Here is an 18,987-nt window from a genome sequence, read left to right as displayed (position 1 = left end):
GTTGTTTCTTTCTTATTCAAAAGGCTCTGCGGAGCCTTTTTTTGATCAGATTGTTATGTTTTCTCACTTGGTGAGAAAGCAAGTCTGTTATTAATCTTAAATTCTCGATATATAAGAATCATAGTTGAGGCGTGGAATAAATGAGGCTAAAAAGAAAACATGAACGAAACGAAATTATCGGCCAGCCAAGTTAATGAAAAGTCACTGCAATTATTGATGCAAGTGGCGGTAAATGAAGAGCCAGTATCAGCGAAAACCTTGAGCGAACAATTGCAAGTTCCGCTGAGTAGTTTGTACCGACATCTGAAGATTTTGAAAGAGTGGAACTTGATTGAAGAGAGCCCACACGACAAAACGTTGATCATCGGTTCGGCGGCTCTACTTTTAATGCGCAGTTATGAAACGAGTCAACACAATTTAGATGCAGTCGATGCGGTGTTAAGTCGATTACAGAAACAGACAGGCGAAATGGCGGCATACATGGTTCCGGTGGGATACCGAGCCTTGTGCGTTAGCCAAAAAGAAAGTATGCAGGCACTTCGATGCAGCTTCGTCCAGGGTCAAAGTCAACCCCTGCTTCGAGGTGCCTCATCTAAAGTGATGTTGGCGTATTTACCCACTCCGCGCTGTGAAAAAATTCTTCGTTATTTTGGTGAAGACCACCAAATGGAAAAATGGCAGACAGAGTTGGAAAAAATACGTCGTAATGGGTACGCCGTGAGCACGTCAGAAATTGATCCTGGCGTTTCCGGAATTAGTGCCCCCGTAATGAAAGGGAGTAAGTTGATCGGCGCAATTTCAGTGATGGCTCCAGCCCATCGTGTTGAAACCAACAAGCAGCGGATCATTTTACATGTATTACAGGCAGCAAGAGCGTTGCCACCAGAAAGGTAATTCATAATGCTAAGTTTATTCAAACGCTACCGTATGAGTCGTACACAGAGCCAACCCGCTTATCCATTCACGTTCATGACACTCTGTGAACAGATAAAGCCAATGTCTCAAGTAGAGTTTGAATTTGCTCAGCAGAGCCTTGAATTTGCATCAGATTGGCTCTATCAGCGTCAATCCACGCCTTGTTACTCTGATGCGGGACATATAGTCGTCAAAGATAAAAATGCCACCCGTTTTCAAGACACCTTGAGTCATCAATTAGCACTGAGCTCAGTGCCCGTCGTACTAGCGAATTGTCACGAAATGCTGCTCAATGCATTACCAGTGATGGCTTTTGAGAATGACGAAGTTGGTATTGTGAGTATCGGACATCATTTTGAGCTGAAACAAACGCTGGACCTACAAGTTGGCTCTGCATTTCATTTTGCACTCTCTCGCTATAACAATACGCGCCTATTTTGTATTGGAATTGATGAAATGCATCAATCCAACCAAGTGTGGGAGTATGCAGAAGATTTAGGCTGTGATTGGTTAACGCTGAATGAGTGCGGTTTTCGTCATCGTAATCAACTAAAAAGCCAATTAGGTCACTACATAGAGCATTGTGATCAACTGATCGTGACGATTGATTTAGCCTCTTTAGTTCCGGGAGTGGGGGTTGATGAGAACAACGCGTTAGATAACCAAATGGTACTAAGAACGTTAAGGCAATGTGCGCTTTCTGGCAAGGTAAAGCTTATCCAACTGGTGGGGGCGAAGGATAAATTGATTTATTCTAAGCAGACCAAAGAAATTTTAGATGAGCTATGTGCTTTATCGCCAGATGTGATCCACGCTGCGTAGTGACATATTGATTCTCATATATACCAAACAAAAACCCCCAGCTGTCTGGGGTTTTTGTTTTATGGAACTCAACTATTTGAAGTATGTTAAGTGTGTTGTTCGGTTTTTAGTATTAGGTTAATGAGCACTAAATTTGCTGAGTGATAATGAAGTGGCTTGTGCTTTCTGGAAGAGCTCTTTACTACAATCGCTCATCACTTTGCTGTCATTAAGCAGTTCGAGTGAATGTTGATTAAGATTGCTCAGTTGCGTTAGCAAATCTTCAACATGTGACAGTTGCTCATCAGATGAATTGACCGCTAAGTGGTTGGCGTTATTCGCTTGATTAACATCCTTGATCGCTTGGCTGACTAACTCGTTACTACTTTCAATAGCTTCAACGCAACTCATTGATGCATTGACACTTTCCCCCATGTAGCCGATCAAGTCTTTCGAAAAGTTACTAAGCACGGTAAGGATCTCTTCCACTTGGTTGGTTGAAGAGGATGTTTTTTCCGCTAGGTTACGCACTTCGTCTGCCACGACGGCGAAACCGCGACCATTCTCACCCGCGCGAGCCGCTTCAATGGCCGCATTGAGCGCAAGCAGGTTTGTTTGATCAGCGATCGTACGGATGATCTGTAAGATATCGGTGACTTTTTCAACCTGGGCATTTAGGCTCTCAGCGGTTTTTGCTGTTACTTGTGACTTTTCTGCTAGGTTTTTATTTTCACTTAATGCATGTTTAAGTTGTTGTTGACTTTCTTGCCCAGAAATAACTGCTTGTTGTAAAGACAGCGACGCAGTATTGATATTCTCGGTGACTGACGCAATGCTTTGCCGAGCACCTTCACCAATTTGTACTGATTGCGCAATTTCCCGCTGCTGACCATTGATATTGTGTTCTAGCTGCTTCACTTGTCGTTCAAAAGCTTTCGTAACATCAGTGACATCGCAGATGTTTTGTTCAATAGGGTGGAAGGTGTGTTCCACTTTTTCAATGAACATATTGATTGCTGTGGCAAGGTCACCTAACTCGTTATCTTTGTTAAATGGAATTCGTTGCTTGAGGTCACACCGACCAGAAGCCAATGATTCACATAAGTTTTTCAGCTGATTTAAAGGATGCAGTAGAGCGCTCCTCAAAATAAAAAACAAGCCAATAAAAGTAATCAACACGAAGGTTATGCCAATTGAAATGGCCCATAGCCCCAGTTCCTTGGAAATGGCATTGACCTTGTCAAATTGCCACTGAGTAACTAAGTAACCCACCAATTTTGCTTCCTTGCCCGACGTTAATGGGTTGATGATGATCACGTGTTGTGTGCTTTGTTCAATAATGATGGCGTTGGTTGATGCTTGGGTCAGCGCATTTTTTATATTGACTCCGCTAGGAGATACGGACTTCTCATTTAATTGATAGAATAAAGATCCATCTGCAAGGAAAACCGCTATATGTTTGAGTTCTTTATTGCTGCTATCGACAGCGACTTTAACCCGCTCTTCCAAGCTCTCTACTTTGTTAAAGCGCACCGAAGTGGCGACGTTTTCAGCTAGAGAAGCCGCCATTTGTTGATAAGTTTGAGCGCTCAGCGAGTACATCACTGTGGCACTTTTCGACCATAGAGCATAGGAAATAGCAATCAGCGATACAACGCTAAGTAGCGACGCACTTGCCACTACCAACCGACTAATACTAAGTCTCATATAGAGTAATCCTGATCAATGAGTTAAAGAGCTTCTACGTTAACGCCGATGGTGATGGCACCAATCACTTTCCCTGAGCTAGGGTCAACCACGCTGTGGCTTATCTGTGACTGAAACATTTGGGTCGACTCATCTTCTTCTATCTCACCAATTAGATATGCGCTTGGACCTTTAAGGTAGGTGTCTTGCCACTTTTCCTCATCTCCTTGCCAGTAGTCAGAAGTAATCTCGCTTTGGGCGACATTCAGCCCTTTGTTATCCATAGCAAAGATCTCCGTAATTAGCCCGTTGCTAGCTTGTTGAATCGATTTAAGTTCAGAAGATGCGGGGGAAGAGAGCAGTTTGTTGATCAGTGGAGCATCGGTTTGGCCCACTTGGCTACGCCAATCCTTGTCGAGTTGATCAATTTGCATTTGAGTTAGGTTAGCGTGTTGAGCGTTTTGAGCATTAATGGCTTGGATTAAAACGGGATTAGCAATGATTTCAGCCACCTTGGTATCAATGAAGTTTTTTAGCGCCCCTTCAAACTCATTAGCAAAGGAGGAAAAGGAGAAACAAGCGATCAGGCAAATAAAATATTTCATAACAGACTCCAGTCGAGTTAGGTATTTTGCGTTGTGTATAAGGTATGTAGTGATCTTAGATGTTCATATTCATCCATATGCACTTTGAGCCTAGTTTAAGAATAGAAAACTGTAAAAAAATAGGTGTGATTTGAGCGCATGATCAAATGAATATTCATCTCTTGCCAAACAAAACAAAACAAAAAACTATCCGTTTTGACAATTGACAAGCTTGATGGCGGTTCCGGTTGTATTGTTTTCTCGACGAGGTCGGTTAGAAAATATCGATTTGGAGTGATACTTGTGGTGACCCAGCTGTGCTGAATGGCTTATTTAGCTAACGCATAGATTTTATTTTTTAACTCACTGTCACCGTTAAGCAATGTAAATTTAACTTATTTGTCACGATAGACCGCTAAGCTGCTTGCAAAATCCAATAACAAGACAAGTAAAGTCAAGGAGCAAACATGTGGAAGCGTGATGAGCAAGAGTCTCAATTTAGTGAAATGATCGAAGCGAGACTCTCTCGCCGCCGTTTTATGGCGGGTAGTGCGGCAGTCAGTGCAGGCGCGTTTTTATCTTTAAATCCAGTTGCTAAGGCTGTGGCGGCAAAGTCGAGCTCTTCACTGCTCAATTTTGAAGCCATTCCTGTCTCAACGGCAGATGCCATCGTTGTTCCTAAAGGGTATAAAGCGACCCCGTTGATTTCATGGGGTGACCCCATTTCTGTTGATGCTCCTGAGTTTGACCAAAGTGGTAAACAAGATTCACGAGCACAAGAGCTTCAATTTGGTGATAACACTGATGGCATGAGCTTCTTCCCAATTTCGGATGATCGCGGTGTACTTGCGATTAATAATGAATACACCAACTACGAATACTTGTTTGATCACAAAGGTAAATCGATGACAGCAGATGATGTGCGTAAAGCGCAAGCTGCGGTCGGCGTTACTGTCGTTGAAGTGATGAACAAAAATGGCCAGTGGACGGTTGACCGCGCAGGGAAGCGTAACCGTCGTATCACGGCAAACACACCAATGTTGCTCACTGGGCCAGCTGCAGGCCATACGCTAATGAAAACCGCCACTGATCCTAAGGGCTTAAATCCACTGGGAACTTTTAACAATTGTGCGAATGGTCAAACGCCGTGGGGGACATACTTAACGTGTGAGGAGAACTTTGATGATTTCTTTGGTAGTAACCAAGATGGCGTGAAGTTAACGGCTGATCATAAGCGTTATGGTATTGAAGCCAAACCCAGTGATTATCAGTGGCACCAACATGATGAGCGTTTTGACGTTGCGAAAAACCCCAATGAGCCAAACCGCTTTGGTTGGGTGGTGGAAATTGATCCGAACGATCCAGCATCGACGCCACTTAAACGCACGGCGTTAGGCCGTTTCAAACATGAAAATGCGGCGCTTACTCTCAACAAAGATGGCCATGCTGTGGTCTATCTGGGGGATGATGAACGCGGTGAACATCTATACAAATTCGTTTCAAAAAATCGCTACCAAGCTGGTAACGATGCAGCGAATCGCAATTTATTAGAAGAAGGAACCCTCTTTGTCGCTAAGTTTGATATGAATGAGAAAGAACTGAAAGGCTCGGGAAAATGGCTTGAACTGACCTTTGGTAAAAATGGTTTAACGCCAGAAAATGGCTTTAAGGACCAAGCAGAAGTGATGATTTTTGCTCGCCGCGCAGCGACTCAAGTGGGTGCCACGACAATGGATCGTCCTGAATGGGTTGCGATTCACCCTGATAATAAGCACGTGTTCTGTACACTGACCAACAATAAAAACCGAGGTAAAGAGGGGCAACCTGTTGGTGGTCCTAACCCTCGCGCTAAGAATAACTATGGCCAGATTCTGCGCTGGATGCCAGCCAATGAGGATCACACTAGCACTGTGTTCGCATGGGATCTGTACTTGATTGCGGGCAACCCAACGGTACATAAAGGCGATCTCTATGCGGGCAGCGACAATATCTCAGCAGACAACATGTTCAACAGCCCAGATGGTATCGGCTTTGACAAAGCGGGTCGCTTGTGGATTCAAACCGATGGCAACTATTCCAACAAAGGGGATTTTGCCGGGCAAGGCAATAACCAAATGTTGTGCGGGGATCCAATTACTGGTGAAGTAAAACGTTTCCTAACTGGGCCGATTGCTTGTGAAATAACAGGGTTAACTTTTTCACCGGATCAAAAAACCATGTTTGTTGGCGTTCAACACCCTGGGGAAGATGAAGCGCCATCGCATTTCCCATACGGTGGAACCACCAAGCCGCGTTCGACCATTATGATGATCACTCGTGAAGACGGCGGGGTGATTGGCGCATAAGCCCTGATCATTTTCCTCTGAAGGGAGCTGCGGCTCCCTTTTTAACATTCCTGCTGTCGGTCAACGCTGTTGCCATCATCCATTCACGGTCTTGGAGCCTCCTATCTTGCACGAAAGAAGACGTTGTTTCGGTTAGGCAGGACATGGTCTGGTTTGCCTTTCCTACACGTTATGTATGAACTCTTTGTGTCAGGAAAATAAGTAAAAAGGGTGAGATCGGGGCGATTATTTTCCCTCAAATTGACAATTGCTTGATACGTTCTTTGCGTGTCGTCCGTTATTATGCTGATCTTCAATAATCCAGCGGTGTCTATTGAGCGTGAAAAAGCAAATCCAAATGAAAAAATCGGGCTTAGTACTCTTAGCCTTGTTCTCGTTGCTGTTAGTTCCCATCTCATTGGTTGGGTCTTCGATTGATTTGACCACGCCAGTGAGCGAGGGCGTCGGTGCATTTTTTACCTATTTAACCGATTCGGCTGGTTGGCAAGGTTTTGGCTTTACCTTTGCTTTGTTGGCTTTTTTGGCAACACGGACAGCGACTTCCCGCATTGAACTGCTTAACCGCATTATTCAAATTGGCTTGTTATTGGTGATTGGTATGGCTGCCAAAACGGGTTTAAAACATCTGACAGAGAGCCCGCGCCCGTACACTGAATTGATGACGCATCAACTGCTTATTCCAAACCCTGCGCATTTTTATAAATTGAGTGAATTACAAAAAGAAAGTGTGATGACCGACATCGCAACCCAAGTCAGTGACTGGCGCTTACGTCATTGGCAGGGTGAAAAGGACTATTCATTTCCCTCTGGCCATACGATCTTCGCTGCTATTTGTCTGGCTTTCTTTGGTGGCTTGTTTATTGAACAAAAGCGCTATATTTTTGCGGCGGGTCTATTGCTTTGGGCCTGTGGAGTCGCCTTTAGCCGCTTATGGTTAGGGATGCATCGTCCGGTTGATTTATACGGCTCCTTGCTGTTTGTCAGCATGATTTACCTTGTGATACCCAAAGTGTACCCTTTAGATCACCCTAAATTAAAGCCACTATTAACGCGTCTTCATCTCTGTTAACGGGTCACAATCCATCATAAAAAAGCCAGCACATTTAAACGTGCTGGCTTTTTATAATCATATTTTACAATCACATAAGTAACGGCAATCAGGCAAAGAAGGAGGAAGCTACACCAATCAAACCACCGAATACTCCACCCCAAACAACCAACCAGCCAAGGTGCTGTTTAATCATCTTCTGTACCATCTCTTTCACCAATTTAGGCGTGAGTTCATTGAGACGTTGATCGATGATGTTTTCGATGTTAGCGGTGATCTCTTCAATCATCTCAGGAGCTTCTAACTGCTCTTTGAGCGCTTGTTTAACTCTATCGCTTTGGCTGATATCAATCATAGATTGCTGCATTTTTTCGACAAACGGTTGCTTGAGTGGTTGTAGCGCGTCGGTTCCACCAAACATCGCCAGCATGCCGCCAAATGGAGAGTTTGCAATCACTTCGACCAAAGAATCAAAGGTTGGGTTGAAGTCAACTTTGGCAATCACAGGCTCAAGATCCAACGTTTTACTGCCCGTCATCTCTTTACTGAGGAAGCGGTCAATATTGGACTGAGTGAAAAATTGCTCCATCATCAGGCTCTTGATTGCGGTTTTGAACTCTTCAAAGCGAGCAGGTATCACACCCGAGCCATAGAGTCCTGGCACTTTTTCAAACAGCATGTGAATCGCAAGCCAGTTGGTGATTGCGCCAGAGAAGGCAAATAAGCCCGCATACAGCGCAATAGTGTTATCCAGTTGATAGCCCGCAGCAAGGAGCGCTAGCGCAATGATATTAGTGAGTAAGCTCTTGTTCATAATCCAAATCTAGTTAAATAAAGGGAATGGGCGAATTCTAAGGAAAAAGAGTCAATTGTGGAAGCTTCAACGGAGCGCAAACTCCGTTGATAAACCATTAAGCAATCTCAACGTCGTCGCAACCGATAAAGCCACCCGTTTGGTGCGCCCATAGGTGTGCATAAATGCCGTTTTGAGCGATCAACTCTTGGTGTGTGCCTTGCTCAACGACGTTACCTTTATCGAGTACAATCAACCTGTCCATTGCGGCAATGGTTGATAAACGGTGAGCAATGGCAATCACGGTTTTGCCTTGCATCAGCTCATTTAAGCTCTCTTGAATTGCCGCTTCCACTTCGGAGTCGAGTGCGGATGTGGCTTCGTCGAGTACCAACAGTGGCGCATCCTTTAACAGCACGCGGGAAATAGCAATTCGCTGGCGCTGGCCGCCAGACAGTTTTACGCCGCGCTCGCCCACTTGCGCATCATAGCCTAGGTTACCAAATGGGTCGGTGAGTGTTTCGATAAACTCATGCGCGTGTGCCTGTCGGGTGGCTTGCAGCAGTTGTTCTTCACTTGCATCAGGGTTGCCATACAAAATGTTATCGCGGATCGAGCGATGCAGCAGTGAAGTATCTTGCGTCACCATACCAATTTTGCTGCGCAACGAATCTTGGGTGACCTCATTGATCGCTTGCCCATCGATACGAATTTGCCCACCTTCAACATCATGAAAACGAAGCAGTAAATTGACTAAAGTCGATTTTCCAGCGCCAGAACGCCCTACTAAACCCACTTTTTCACCCGGTTTAATGGTCAGGTTTAAATGGTTAATAACGCCTTTATTCTCGCCATAGTGGAAACTCACGTCATCAAATTCGATGCCACCTTGTGCAACCTGCAACGGTTTTGCGTTGGGTTTATCTTCAATGGTGATCGGTTTCGAGAGGGTTTTCATGCCATCCACGACTGTGCCCATGTTTTCAAAGAGTGCGCCAACTTCCCACATGATCCATTTCGACATGCCATTAATGCGCAATGAAAGGCTGATCGCAATCGCGATTGCACCAATACTGATGGCACTCTGCATCCATAGATAAATCGAAGTTGCCGCAATCACGAACACCAAAATATAGTTGGCGAGTTCAACGCACAGGTTAAAACCAGTCACTAAACGCATTTGGCGGTGAACCGTGTCTAAAAAGCTCTCCATGCCTTGTTCGGCATAGTCGGTTTCTCGGCGGGTGTGTGAGAACAACTTGACCGTGGCAATATTGGTGTAGCTATCAACAATGCGCCCCGTCATGGTTGAGCGAGCATCGGCTTGTTCTGATGCCACTTTTTTAAGCTGTGGTACAAAGTGAAGTTGAATGCAAATGTAGGCCGCGAGCCAGACTAGCATCGGCACCATTAAACGCCAGTCTGCTTGCGCCAACATCACCACAATCGCAGTGAAATAGACTGACACATAGACAAACACATCCAAGGTCTTCATCACTGTTTCGCGGATGGATAACGCCGTTTGCATTACTTTAGTGGCAATTCTTCCCGCAAAGTCATCTTGGTAAAAAGAGAGGCTTTGTTTGAGCAGATAACGGTGCGCTAACCAACGGATCGACATGGGATAATTGCCGAGCATAGTTTGGTGGATCAACAGTGAATAGATGCCAATCAAAAGTGGCATGATCACGAGTACTAAAATAGATAAACCGATCAAGGTGTCTCGGTTCTCAGTTAGGAAAGTCTCTGGGTTACTGGATGAGAGCCAATCCACCAGTTGGCCCATAAAACCGAACAGTGATACTTCAACAACGGCAATTAACGTGCTGATTAACGCCATTAAAATGAGTGGTTTTTCAAAGCCGCGCGTGTAGTAACGACAAAAGGCCCATAAGGTCGCAGGAGGCTGTTTGGGTTCCTCTTTGGGAAAGGCTTGGGTAAAGCTTTCAAATTTTTTATACATCGAAAATCCTTATGCCAATTCTCGCTAAAGTATGAGAGACCAAAAGCCTAGAACGCGAGAATCTAACGTTGAACTCCTATAAGGGGAGCAAATGATGGAGTAAGCCGAACAGAAGTATAACGAAATCACAACATAAGTGGCGGATTACTTTTCGCGCTTGGCTCTAGAAAACGGCGCCTGATTAATACGGTGGTTAATGCAGCAAGCATCGGCTCGAATGGTCAGTAACGTCTATCGGATGAAAAAATGAAGCGAGTAAAATATCGTTATCGACGATAAGAGAACCATAAACGAGTTGCGTTACTTTTAAGTGAGTTTTTACTGTGAATATTTTTTGAATAATGGTGAATATTTGTAGGTGTGATGAGGATTTTGCCGTAATTTTTAATGTGAAAAGTAGTTTTCTCAGTAATTAATAGGAGTTATTCGATGAAATAACCCAAAATTCAGTCAATGTTATTTTAACATTATGCTTACAATTGGCCTAAAGTGAGTAGAAGGGAAAGTTTCTATGATGTTGCAGGAACAAGTGATCACACAGCCAGCCGTGAATACAGTGCAAAATGCCAATTGTGTCGTAATGGTGCCGCCAAAAGAGTTCAAATTTAACGCTCAAACGGCACAAGATAATGAATTTCAACACCAAGTTGCATTGAGTACCGAACAAGTTCGCATCCAAGCCATGGCCGAATATCAAAGCATGGTTCAGACACTGCGTCTCGAAGGCGTACAAGTAGTGGAGTTTGATTACCCATTATCTGAAGTGGAAACGCCAGATGCCGTCTTTCCCAATAACTGGTTTAGCACTACGCCAGAGGGAACCTTGTTTACCTTTCCGATGGCTTGTAAAAATCGACAGCAAGAAGTGCGCCCACAAGCGTTGGTTGAAGCCCTTACTTTGTCTGGCCGCAAGATATTGGCGCAAGATTCGTTGCTCGCGTATCAAGACCAGCAGGCTTATCTTGAAAGCACCGGTGTGATGGTGATGGATCACCTTAATCGAACCATCTATTCGGCGTTGTCACAGCGCTGCGACCGTGAAGTGTTAGAGGAGTACGCCAAACGTATCGGTTATGATCGCGTGGTTTCTTTTCAAACGGCGTTGCCTTCAGGCCAACCGGTTTATCACACCAATGTGATGATGGCGGTTGGTGAAGCATTCTGCGTGATTTGCGATGAAGTGATTCCGGAGTTTGAACGTCGTTTTGTGGTTAAATCACTGGCCAAAGATAAGCAGATCATCTCAATTTCACTTGAGCAGATGAACGGTTTCTGCGGCAACATTTTACAATTAGAAACGGCGGCAGGAGATAAAGTGATCGCTATGTCGCAATCGGCGTTTGATGCCTTTTCGCTGGCGCAGCGTGCGCAGCTGGCCAGTCACGGTAAGTTATTGCCGTGTAATGTGAAGACCATTGAGGATATTGGCGGTGGTTCGGTGAGATGTATGTTAGGGGAAGTGTTTTTGCCTGCTATTGGCTAAGATTGATGTACTCAACGCCATTTTTGCCATTTTTCTTCACCTGATACATTGCTTGGTCGGCCAATTCATATAAGGTTTCAAAAGTATGTGTTGAGGTTGTGAATTGGCAAACACCAATACTAAAGCCAATCTGCACTTCTCCATGGCTTAATTTTAGTGGTGAATAGGCTTTGGTGAGCAAACTGTCGATAAACTGCTTTAACGTTTCTGTGCTTTGGTTGATGCACAAGAGGACAAACTCATCGCCGCCCAAACGAGCAATCGATGATGGTTGAGGCGCATTTTCTTGAAGCCATTGAGAAACTTGGAGCAGCACGAAATCCCCAGCTTGGTGCCCAAGATGATCATTGACGGTTTTAAAGTCATCCAAATCGATAAAAATCAGTGCCGCAGGGTGTTCGACAAGATCATTCATCTCGTCAAACTTAGTTTCTAGCGCTTTTCGATTTAATAGGTTGGTTAATGGATCTTGCGCGGCGAGTTTGGAGAGTTCTAATTCATAATGTTTTTCATTGGTAATATCCGTGTGGGTGCCCATCATGCGCAGCGGCTTTCCATTCTCATCATATTCAACGATTCGGCCGCGATCCGACACCCAGCTTTGACCTCCATCTTTGCGGATCATCCGGTGTATGACCTGATAGGTGTCAGCCTTGCCATTCAAATGGTCCTCAAAAGCGCCCACGGCTAAGTCATAATCATCGGGGTGGAGCTTGCTTTTCCAAATGTCGACGGTGGCGTCTAGCTCGTGTGATTGATAGCCAAGCATATCACCCCATTCTCTATTGAATATTTTAAGGGTTCCGCTAGGAATGTGTTGTTCCCAAAGACAAAGACCAGTGCCTTCTAGCGTTGCATTCAGTTTTTCTTCAAGAGAGCTGTTTTCTTTTTTGAGATGCTCAACTTGCTCTTCAAGCTGCTTGATTCGTTTTAAGTACTCTTCCATAAACCGTGATGAACCGAGTCTGCATTTATGTCGAGTGTGCCACAGTTTGCCGATGGATTCACAAGGTTGTTGATATCTTGTTCAACATACATCTCATTTTTTCCCGTGGGTCACAAAGCTTATTTGGTTTGAATAAATTTGCTGTAGGTACTGACTCGGCCGTTGATGTACTCAATACCGCAGTGAATGCTGTGTTCGTTATTGCCAACAATCTGATATTCGACAATAAATTCACCGCTGATCACTTTGATAAATAAGAAACCGTCGATGACTTTCCATAATCCTTGCAGTGTTTTTTCACCAAACAGATCTCGCTCGACCAACGTGCCATTCGGCTTTAAATGCAAAGCGGAAGAAAAACCGTCTACATTCACTTTTACCCAAATATGCTGGTGAGCCTCAAAGCTTAATATTTTGCGTCGACACTTAACCCATTCTGCCAGTGCTTGCTCTTGGGTTGGGGTGAGCGTAGGGAGCGCTTCCATTTCTAAAAGGGTGTGATGCTTTTCATACCAGAAGAGTTGTAAGTGAAGTAATTTCATTGGTTCTCAGAGTGTTATGCATCGGGGCGTTATCAAAAAGCAACTCTGCGCGATTGTGTTGGTGATGTCAATATTTGCCAAGAAAAGCTACCGCGCTCACGGGGGAGAGGGCGCGGTATTATCCAATATGAGGATGAAGGATGCATAAAAGATGCACCCGAGCACAATTTATAGGTTGAATAAATGAGCTATAGGTTGAATAAACGAGGCGAATCAGCAGCATCACAAGCTTGATTTAGCCGATGCTGCGCAACACGAATATTGTGTTTCCAATGTTCATCTTGCGCCCACATTTCGATCACCATAGGTACAACACAGTTTGCCTCTTTCAGCGTTTGGGAAATAGCATCGAAATTGACTTCTCCTTCACCAATCACCAAGTCTCGAAATTGGCCCGTGGAACTAGAGGTGACGCAATGAGTATCTTTAAGGTGGATCTGAGTAATGTGTGGCATACCAAGTGCCAATTCAGTACACACATCGTAGTTCCAACCTGAAATGTTGCCTACATCTGGATACGCCATAAAATAGGGGGAGGGTACTTGCCGCTTTAGAATTTCGAACTTACTGAGTGAATTAAGATAGCTGGTATCCATGATCTCCACTGCCAGCATTACGCCAGCACGCTCGGCTAGTTTGGCGGCAAGCTGCATGCCTTCAATGAAACGTTGATGAGTTTCTTTATTAGCGGGTTCGTAATAGACATCATAGCCTGCGAGTTGGATGGTGCGAATGCCCAGTTTGTAAGCTAAGGTAATCGCTTTCTCCATGTGCAGAATGGCTTGCTCTCTAATGGCGGGGTCTGACGAGCCAAAAGGAAACTTACGGTGCGCACTTAAGCACATCGATTGCAGCGGGATTTGGTATTGCTCACACCATCTTCGTAGCTGATAGATGGTTGCATCATCCCAGTCTAAGCGTTGACGACGTTCATCCGACTCATCGACGGATATCTCTAAAAAATCAAACCCCAGCTCTTTCGTTGTAGCGAGCTTTTCTTCCCAACTGAAATGATTGGGGAGCGCTTTTTCATACAACCCGATACGTTGGCGTGGCAAATGTTGATACATACGGCCTCCTAGCACCAAAAACGATCGATTTGACTGCGCAGTGCTTCGGCAGTGGCGCGACCTTTTTCACCGACCAATGCACGCCCCGCAATGAACGTTTTGGCCTTAATGCCTTCAAATAAATAGAGATCTTCTGGAACGATGCCACCTGTGATGGAAAGTTCAAGCCCCATATCGGATAGAGTTCGCATCTTCTCAACATCTTCGCTTGTCCAACCAATACCGGCCAGTTCGGCATCTCTTGAACGGTGATAAATGGCTTGGGTGATGCCAAGATCAATCCACGCTTGTGCATCAGCAAAGGTCCAGTTGCCGTAAATTTCGATTTGGATTTCGCAATCCAGTTCATCGGCGACTTTCTTACAAGCGCTGATGGTGGCGATATGCGCTGCGGCAGAAACGGTGATCCAATCCGCGCCAGCTTCAAATGCCATCCGCGCTAAAATAGCGCCGCCATCGGTGGTTTTCATATCGCACACTAGAATATGGTCAGGGTGATTATGGCGTAACGTTTTGACGGCTTTCATGCCTTCAGCAAAGGCGAGGATGGTGCCCACTTCGATGACATCCACAAAGCTTGCTACGTTTTTTGCCACTTCGATGGCAGAAATAAGGTCAGTTTGGTCGAGAGCGATTTGGATCATTGGTTTAGTCATGAGAGTTATCCTTGAATTTTGTCACGGATCAAACGGGCGAGCCCGTCGTGATTGTTATCGGTTGTACAAATCAGTTTGGCGTGGGATTTCACCGTATCGTCGGCATTGAGCATCGCCACACCGAGCCCGGCGTAGTCGAGCATTGAAATGTCGTTATGGTTATCGCCGACAGCCAGCACGTGATTAGCGTGGTAGCCAAGCGATTGCACATATTCAGCCAAGCGCTGGCCTTTACTGTTGCCTTTGGCAGCAAAGTCGACGCGATTCGACCATGAACGCTCACCGTTGAATGTCTCTTGTACCCAAGCTTGTTGGGCAAGGCGTTCAACGGAACTCGGTAGCCCTTCAACCACAAATTTCCAAATAAACGTTTCTTGCTCGACGCGGTGACGAAACGAGTCAATTTGCTCGATTTTGGGCTGTGCCGTCGGTGGATACTGGTTGGCCCATTTTTCCAACGCTTGCATGTAGGCGATTGGGCTACGCTTGGAATAAGTCATCGCGTCGGTCACATACATCACCAGTTTCATTTGAAACTCTTTAGCTAAAGCGAGAAAGGTCAATGCATCGTGCTTGGCAATCGCATTGTGCTTGAGCACTTTTTCATTTTGGTAGTCATACACATAAGTGCCGTTACAGCAGATGATGGGGGTTGTGAGCCCCAATTCTTGATAATAGGGTTTAGCCGCCGTGTGGTGGCGACCAGTCACGATCACCACGTGGCAGTGTTGCTGCGCTTGTTGAATCGCCCGTTTTAGCTGTGGGTGAATGGTGTGTTCATCAGTTAACACTGTGCCATCAAGATCGAGCGCGAGAACTTTATACATAGCCGCTACCTTTGACCGTAGTAAGCGTTATCACCATGCTTACGTTGATAGTGTTTATCGGATAATTCCGGTTGAATCTTGATGCCACTGTTGAGTGAACGAGTCGCCAGCGCCATGGCTGAAATCTCCTCCAAGACGACGGCGTTATGAACCGCATCGTTAGCATCTTTGCCCCAAGAGAAAGGAGCATGCCCGGCGACAATCACGCTTGGCACCGCCATCGGATCAATGCGACGATGTTTGAACTCTTCGATGATCACAAGGCCGGTATTTTTCTCATATTGGCCAGCGATTTCATCGCAAGAAAGTTTGCGTGTGCAGGGGATGTCACCGTAAAAATAATCGGCGTGAGTGGTCCCTAAAGCGGGAATGTCAATGCCCGCTTGCGCCCAAATAGTGGCACTGCGCGAATGGGTGTGTACCACGCCGCCAATCTCTGGATAAGCTTTATAGAGTTCGAGGTGAGTGGCGGTATCACTGGATGGATTAAGTGTGCCTTCCACAATCGCGCCGTTAAGGTCAACGATCACCATGTCATCGACTTTCATCACATCGTATTCTACGCCGGAAGGTTTGATGGCGATGACGCCCTTCTCGCGGTCTATTTCTGATACATTGCCCCAAGTGAAAGTGACTAAACCGTATTGGGGAAGCTTAAGATTTGCCGCAAATACTCGCTGTTTTAGTTCGCTATACATGACATCCTCACTCGACCAATTGTGCCGCTAACGCTTCATCAATTATTTGGTAAACATCCTGCGCGGTACGACAACGGCGCAGTTTATCGAGATCAACGCCAGTCTCGCTCTCTTCATCATCCAGCACTTGGGTTACTTCCATTAATCCTTCCATATGCTGATCAGACGAGCTACCAGCCAAGGTGATCAGCACATCGACCGGTTCATCTTCGCCGTCAAAATAGACAGGCGTTTGTAGCGTCACTAAAGCAAAGGCGGTTCTGATCACGCCATTTTCAGGACGAGCATGAGGCAGGGCAAGATTCGGCGCGATGACGATGTACGGGCCTAATTGTTCAACGCTGCTGATGATGGCATCGTGATAGCAGGGGTGGATGGCTCCCGATTTGATCAGCCTATCCGTACCGATTTTGATCGCCTCTTGCCAAGTGCTTGCCTGTGCATTTAATTGGATGGAATCATTGTCGATCAGTGATTGTTTCAGTCCCATGGTTCTATCTCCAGAGTGGGTGCCAGTGCGTCTGGCACCTATTGTTGTTTTTGTACTTATCGTTTTGTAGTAAATAGCTATTTCAAAGTGACAAAGTTTTTATCGATGATATCGAGCAGCTCATCACCGAAAGAGTTCGGATTCAGCATGTTTTGTACGCCGAGCACAAACTTGCCTTCCCCGGGCTCCATCTCACCAGAGAGATGTTTTGATGAGACGATGATGTCGGTGGTGGCGAGCTTAGATTTATAATCAGACACTGCGCAGGAATCCATCACGTGTGGAATGCCTTTTTTCTCCAGATACTTACCGATTTTCATCTTCATCATCATTGAGGAGCCTTGCCCATTACCACACACGGCTAAAATGCTGACCGGACGTACGCCATCACTGACTTTCAGTGCTTGTTCGACGGCGGCGATGACTTCTGGATCGTCACTGATGTTCACCAAACCTTGTGCATCTTCCTCTTCACGCAGTTTTTTAGAGGCGAAGAACATGTACACACCAGCCAATGCAATCAGCACAAAGAAGAACAGTTTTGAGACGGATAAGCCTTGCATGATTGGCGGGAAGACTAACGCCCAGTCGGCCATGCCCATCCAGCCACTGAATTCGGTGCCGTATTGGTTGAAGATGTGAATGGCCCATGCTGAGCCAACGACTTCGATGATACCCATCACAAAACAGATCTTCATGACCGCGCGCCAGCCGCCAAAGTGGTTGGCAAAAACACCAATGGTCGCGTTGGAGAAGAACATCGGAATAAAGCCGGGAATGATCATGATCGGTGCATCAAAAGCGAGCATGGCCAGTACCGCCGTAAATTGACCAATCGCGCCCCACATAAAACCAAACACCATGGCATTAGGTGAGAACGCGTAGATAGCGGCGCAGTCAATGGCTAAAACCGCGTTAGGAATGACGCGCTCTGAGATACCTTTAAAGGCTTCAGACAGTTCGGCAACGAACATACGCACACCCGCTACGATAACTTGAATCGCTACCGCAAATTTAAGGCCAGTTTCCAGAATGTAGATAGACCAATGGGTTTTTCCCGCCATTGCTTGCAGGTTGTCTAAACCAAATGAGAGCAAAATAATGCCGAAAAATAGCGTCATCACAATCGCGGTTGCGGCAATACTGTCGTGGAAAATGTGCAACCATTTAGGCAGCTCAAGGTGGTCGACACTCTCGTTTTTGTCGCCCAATTTGGGGGCAATCTTAACCGCAATCCAAGACGCGACTTGTTGCTGGTGGCCGATGGAGAAACCGGCTCCACCCGTGACGGCTTCGGTGGGTTTGAACATAATGTTGGAGGAGATAGACCAGTAGAGCGCCATCAAAACAGCCGAATAAAGGATGGTTTCCCACATGCTTGCGCCCAGCACAAGGTAGAACACCGCAATTAATCCTGCCTGTTGGAACATAATGTGCCCCGTTAGCATGATGGTGCGAATGCCTGTGTAGCGGCGCAGCAAAACGAGCAAGATGTTGATCGCCAGTGCCAGTAGTACGGTATAACCAACCCAAGAATAATCATCCCCCATGATTTCCATGGTGGCCATCATTGAGGTGTACGGGTCGATAACCGAGCCAGTTAAACCATGATATTCCGATAATTTCTCAATCACAGGCTTAAAGCCTGCCACTAAGGTCCCTGCACCCACCTGTACCAACATAAAGCCGACGATGGTTTTGATCGACCCTTTAATGATGGTGGTGGTATCTCTTCTTAATAACCAGTAACCGATAAGGGTGACTAAGCCCAGCAGCAAAGGTGCTTTAGTCATTACTTGGCTATAAAAAATGTAGAAGATATCGTAGATGAACTGCATATCTTTACCCCTTGATTCTCTATTTATCGTTATGTGTATTCCCGTCTTACTCGAAGCTGGGTGTAGGTCAGAGTGAATCAGCAAGGTGATGCCGATTTCAATCCTGTTTTGCTCACGAAATAGACTTTACCAATCAAAAGTAATCATTCAATGCTCATTTGTGATTATTTTGATTTTTATCAATTTCTTCGCCAAATGGAGACATTATTTGATACTCAAGTCACAGTTAAAATTTTATTTCAAATAAAATCAATTGGTTAGGTTTTATTGTGAGCGAAAGGGAAGTTTTGTTCGTCCAGTGT

17 protein-coding genes are annotated in these 18,987 nt (G+C 45.5%); 5 read left to right on the top strand and 12 right to left on the bottom strand.

Translation table 11 applies throughout. From position 1 onward, the window contains the following. Positions 1-159 precede the first annotated feature (159 nt). Both AACQ79_RS08980 and AACQ79_RS08975 read left to right on the top strand, forming a co-directional pair. A complete protein-coding gene (locus AACQ79_RS08980) occupies positions 160-894 on the top strand; it encodes an IclR family transcriptional regulator (protein ID WP_170898959.1) in 735 nt (244 codons plus the stop codon). Between the two features lie 6 nt (positions 895-900). Next, on the top strand, positions 901-1,737 hold the full coding sequence (locus AACQ79_RS08975) for an arginase family protein (protein ID WP_013868324.1): 837 nt from the start codon (positions 901-903) through the stop codon (positions 1,735-1,737). A 117-nt stretch (positions 1,738-1,854) separates the two neighbouring features. On the opposite strand, the gene AACQ79_RS08970 is transcribed toward AACQ79_RS08975, so the two are convergent. Both AACQ79_RS08970 and AACQ79_RS08965 read right to left on the bottom strand, forming a co-directional pair. Beyond that, positions 1,855-3,423 (bottom strand): methyl-accepting chemotaxis protein, encoded by a 1,569-nt coding sequence (locus tag AACQ79_RS08970; RefSeq protein ID WP_170898958.1) that lies wholly within the window; start codon positions 3,421-3,423, stop codon positions 1,855-1,857. Positions 3,424-3,446: 23 nt separating this feature from the next. Beyond that, entirely contained in the window at positions 3,447-4,007 is a 561-nt protein-coding gene (locus tag AACQ79_RS08965; protein WP_047688797.1) for a hypothetical protein, read from the bottom strand. Positions 4,008-4,453: 446 nt separating this feature from the next. On the opposite strand from AACQ79_RS08965, the gene AACQ79_RS08960 reads away from it, so the two are divergent. Beyond that, a complete protein-coding gene (locus AACQ79_RS08960; protein ID WP_170898957.1) occupies positions 4,454-6,331 on the top strand; it encodes a PhoX family protein in 1,878 nt (625 codons plus the stop codon). Between the two features lie 313 nt (positions 6,332-6,644). Continuing rightward, a complete protein-coding gene (locus tag AACQ79_RS08955) occupies positions 6,645-7,400 on the top strand; it encodes a phosphatase PAP2 family protein (protein ID WP_170898956.1) in 756 nt (251 codons plus the stop codon). 88 nt (positions 7,401-7,488) lie between these two features. Here AACQ79_RS08955 and AACQ79_RS08950 read toward each other — a convergent pair whose 3' ends face one another. Next, entirely contained in the window at positions 7,489-8,193 is a 705-nt protein-coding gene (locus tag AACQ79_RS08950; protein ID WP_096037189.1) for a DUF445 domain-containing protein, read from the bottom strand. Between the two features lie 97 nt (positions 8,194-8,290). Then, positions 8,291-10,135, bottom strand: a complete 1,845-nt coding sequence (locus AACQ79_RS08945; RefSeq protein ID WP_013868330.1) for an ABC transporter ATP-binding protein — start codon at positions 10,133-10,135, stop codon at positions 8,291-8,293. Between the two features lie 511 nt (positions 10,136-10,646). On the opposite strand from AACQ79_RS08945, the gene AACQ79_RS08940 reads away from it, so the two are divergent. Beyond that, the gene (locus AACQ79_RS08940) at positions 10,647-11,618 is read left to right on the top strand and encodes an arginine deiminase-related protein (protein ID WP_094133518.1); all 972 of its coding nucleotides are present in this window, start codon (positions 10,647-10,649) and stop codon (positions 11,616-11,618) included. On the opposite strand, the gene AACQ79_RS08935 is transcribed toward AACQ79_RS08940, so the two are convergent. From AACQ79_RS08935 to AACQ79_RS08900, 8 genes are all read right to left on the bottom strand, one after another. Then, positions 11,608-12,564: a diguanylate cyclase domain-containing protein gene (locus AACQ79_RS08935; protein ID WP_026028163.1), complete on the bottom strand. Its 957-nt coding sequence runs from the start codon at positions 12,562-12,564 to the stop codon at positions 11,608-11,610. The genes AACQ79_RS08940 and AACQ79_RS08935 overlap by 11 nt on opposite strands. A 119-nt stretch (positions 12,565-12,683) precedes the next feature. Next, a complete protein-coding gene (locus tag AACQ79_RS08930) occupies positions 12,684-13,106 on the bottom strand; it encodes a hypothetical protein (RefSeq protein ID WP_094126674.1) in 423 nt (140 codons plus the stop codon). Between the two features lie 188 nt (positions 13,107-13,294). Beyond that, on the bottom strand, positions 13,295-14,176 hold the full coding sequence (locus AACQ79_RS08925) for an L-ribulose-5-phosphate 3-epimerase (protein ID WP_026027146.1): 882 nt from the start codon (positions 14,174-14,176) through the stop codon (positions 13,295-13,297). Between the two features lie 8 nt (positions 14,177-14,184). Then, positions 14,185-14,832, bottom strand: coding sequence for a 3-keto-L-gulonate-6-phosphate decarboxylase UlaD (locus tag AACQ79_RS08920; RefSeq protein ID WP_096037186.1), 648 nt, complete (start codon positions 14,830-14,832; stop codon positions 14,185-14,187). 5 nt (positions 14,833-14,837) lie between these two features. Continuing rightward, the gene (locus AACQ79_RS08915) at positions 14,838-15,659 is read right to left on the bottom strand and encodes a pyridoxal phosphatase (protein WP_170898955.1); all 822 of its coding nucleotides are present in this window, start codon (positions 15,657-15,659) and stop codon (positions 14,838-14,840) included. Positions 15,660-15,664: 5 nt separating this feature from the next. Then, on the bottom strand, positions 15,665-16,357 hold the full coding sequence (locus tag AACQ79_RS08910) for an L-ribulose-5-phosphate 4-epimerase (RefSeq protein WP_013868339.1): 693 nt from the start codon (positions 16,355-16,357) through the stop codon (positions 15,665-15,667). A 7-nt stretch (positions 16,358-16,364) separates the two neighbouring features. After that, complete coding sequence (locus tag AACQ79_RS08905) at positions 16,365-16,847, bottom strand: PTS sugar transporter subunit IIA (RefSeq protein WP_094149381.1); 483 nt, start codon at positions 16,845-16,847, stop codon at positions 16,365-16,367. Between the two features lie 77 nt (positions 16,848-16,924). Next, complete coding sequence (locus tag AACQ79_RS08900; RefSeq protein WP_026028425.1) at positions 16,925-18,685, bottom strand: PTS ascorbate-specific subunit IIBC; 1,761 nt, start codon at positions 18,683-18,685, stop codon at positions 16,925-16,927. Between the last annotated feature and the right edge of the window lie 302 nt (positions 18,686-18,987).

Origin of the sequence: Vibrio sp. 3-2(1) (genome assembly GCF_963887575.1) — a bacterium.
GTDB lineage: Bacteria > Pseudomonadota > Gammaproteobacteria > Enterobacterales > Vibrionaceae > Vibrio > Vibrio anguillarum.
The sequence above is the reverse complement of the archived record's forward strand: the minus strand, read 5'-3'. Positions and strand labels throughout refer to the sequence as shown.

Excerpts from the sequence above, each read along its gene's own strand:
- AACQ79_RS08910 (WP_013868339.1), bottom strand. The coding sequence starts at position 16,357 with ATGTATAGCGAACTAAAACAGCGAGTATTTGCGGCAAATCTTAAGCTT.
- AACQ79_RS08925 (WP_026027146.1), bottom strand. The coding sequence starts at position 14,176 with ATGTATCAACATTTGCCACGCCAACGTATCGGGTTGTATGAAAAAGCG.
- AACQ79_RS08950 (WP_096037189.1), bottom strand. The coding sequence starts at position 8,193 with ATGAACAAGAGCTTACTCACTAATATCATTGCGCTAGCGCTCCTTGCT.
- AACQ79_RS08905 (WP_094149381.1), bottom strand. The coding sequence starts at position 16,847 with ATGGGACTGAAACAATCACTGATCGACAATGATTCCATCCAATTAAAT.
- AACQ79_RS08970 (WP_170898958.1), bottom strand. The coding sequence starts at position 3,423 with ATGAGACTTAGTATTAGTCGGTTGGTAGTGGCAAGTGCGTCGCTACTT.
- AACQ79_RS08940 (WP_094133518.1), top strand. The coding sequence starts at position 10,647 with ATGATGTTGCAGGAACAAGTGATCACACAGCCAGCCGTGAATACAGTG.
- AACQ79_RS08915 (WP_170898955.1), bottom strand. The coding sequence starts at position 15,659 with ATGTATAAAGTTCTCGCGCTCGATCTTGATGGCACAGTGTTAACTGAT.
- AACQ79_RS08900 (WP_026028425.1), bottom strand. The coding sequence starts at position 18,685 with ATGCAGTTCATCTACGATATCTTCTACATTTTTTATAGCCAAGTAATG.
- AACQ79_RS08930 (WP_094126674.1), bottom strand. The coding sequence starts at position 13,106 with ATGAAATTACTTCACTTACAACTCTTCTGGTATGAAAAGCATCACACC.
- AACQ79_RS08935 (WP_026028163.1), bottom strand. The coding sequence starts at position 12,564 with ATGGAAGAGTACTTAAAACGAATCAAGCAGCTTGAAGAGCAAGTTGAG.
- AACQ79_RS08975 (WP_013868324.1), top strand. The coding sequence starts at position 901 with ATGCTAAGTTTATTCAAACGCTACCGTATGAGTCGTACACAGAGCCAA.
- AACQ79_RS08960 (WP_170898957.1), top strand. The coding sequence starts at position 4,454 with ATGTGGAAGCGTGATGAGCAAGAGTCTCAATTTAGTGAAATGATCGAA.
- AACQ79_RS08965 (WP_047688797.1), bottom strand. The coding sequence starts at position 4,007 with ATGAAATATTTTATTTGCCTGATCGCTTGTTTCTCCTTTTCCTCCTTT.
- AACQ79_RS08945 (WP_013868330.1), bottom strand. The coding sequence starts at position 10,135 with ATGTATAAAAAATTTGAAAGCTTTACCCAAGCCTTTCCCAAAGAGGAA.
- AACQ79_RS08920 (WP_096037186.1), bottom strand. The coding sequence starts at position 14,832 with ATGACTAAACCAATGATCCAAATCGCTCTCGACCAAACTGACCTTATT.
- AACQ79_RS08980 (WP_170898959.1), top strand. The coding sequence starts at position 160 with ATGAACGAAACGAAATTATCGGCCAGCCAAGTTAATGAAAAGTCACTG.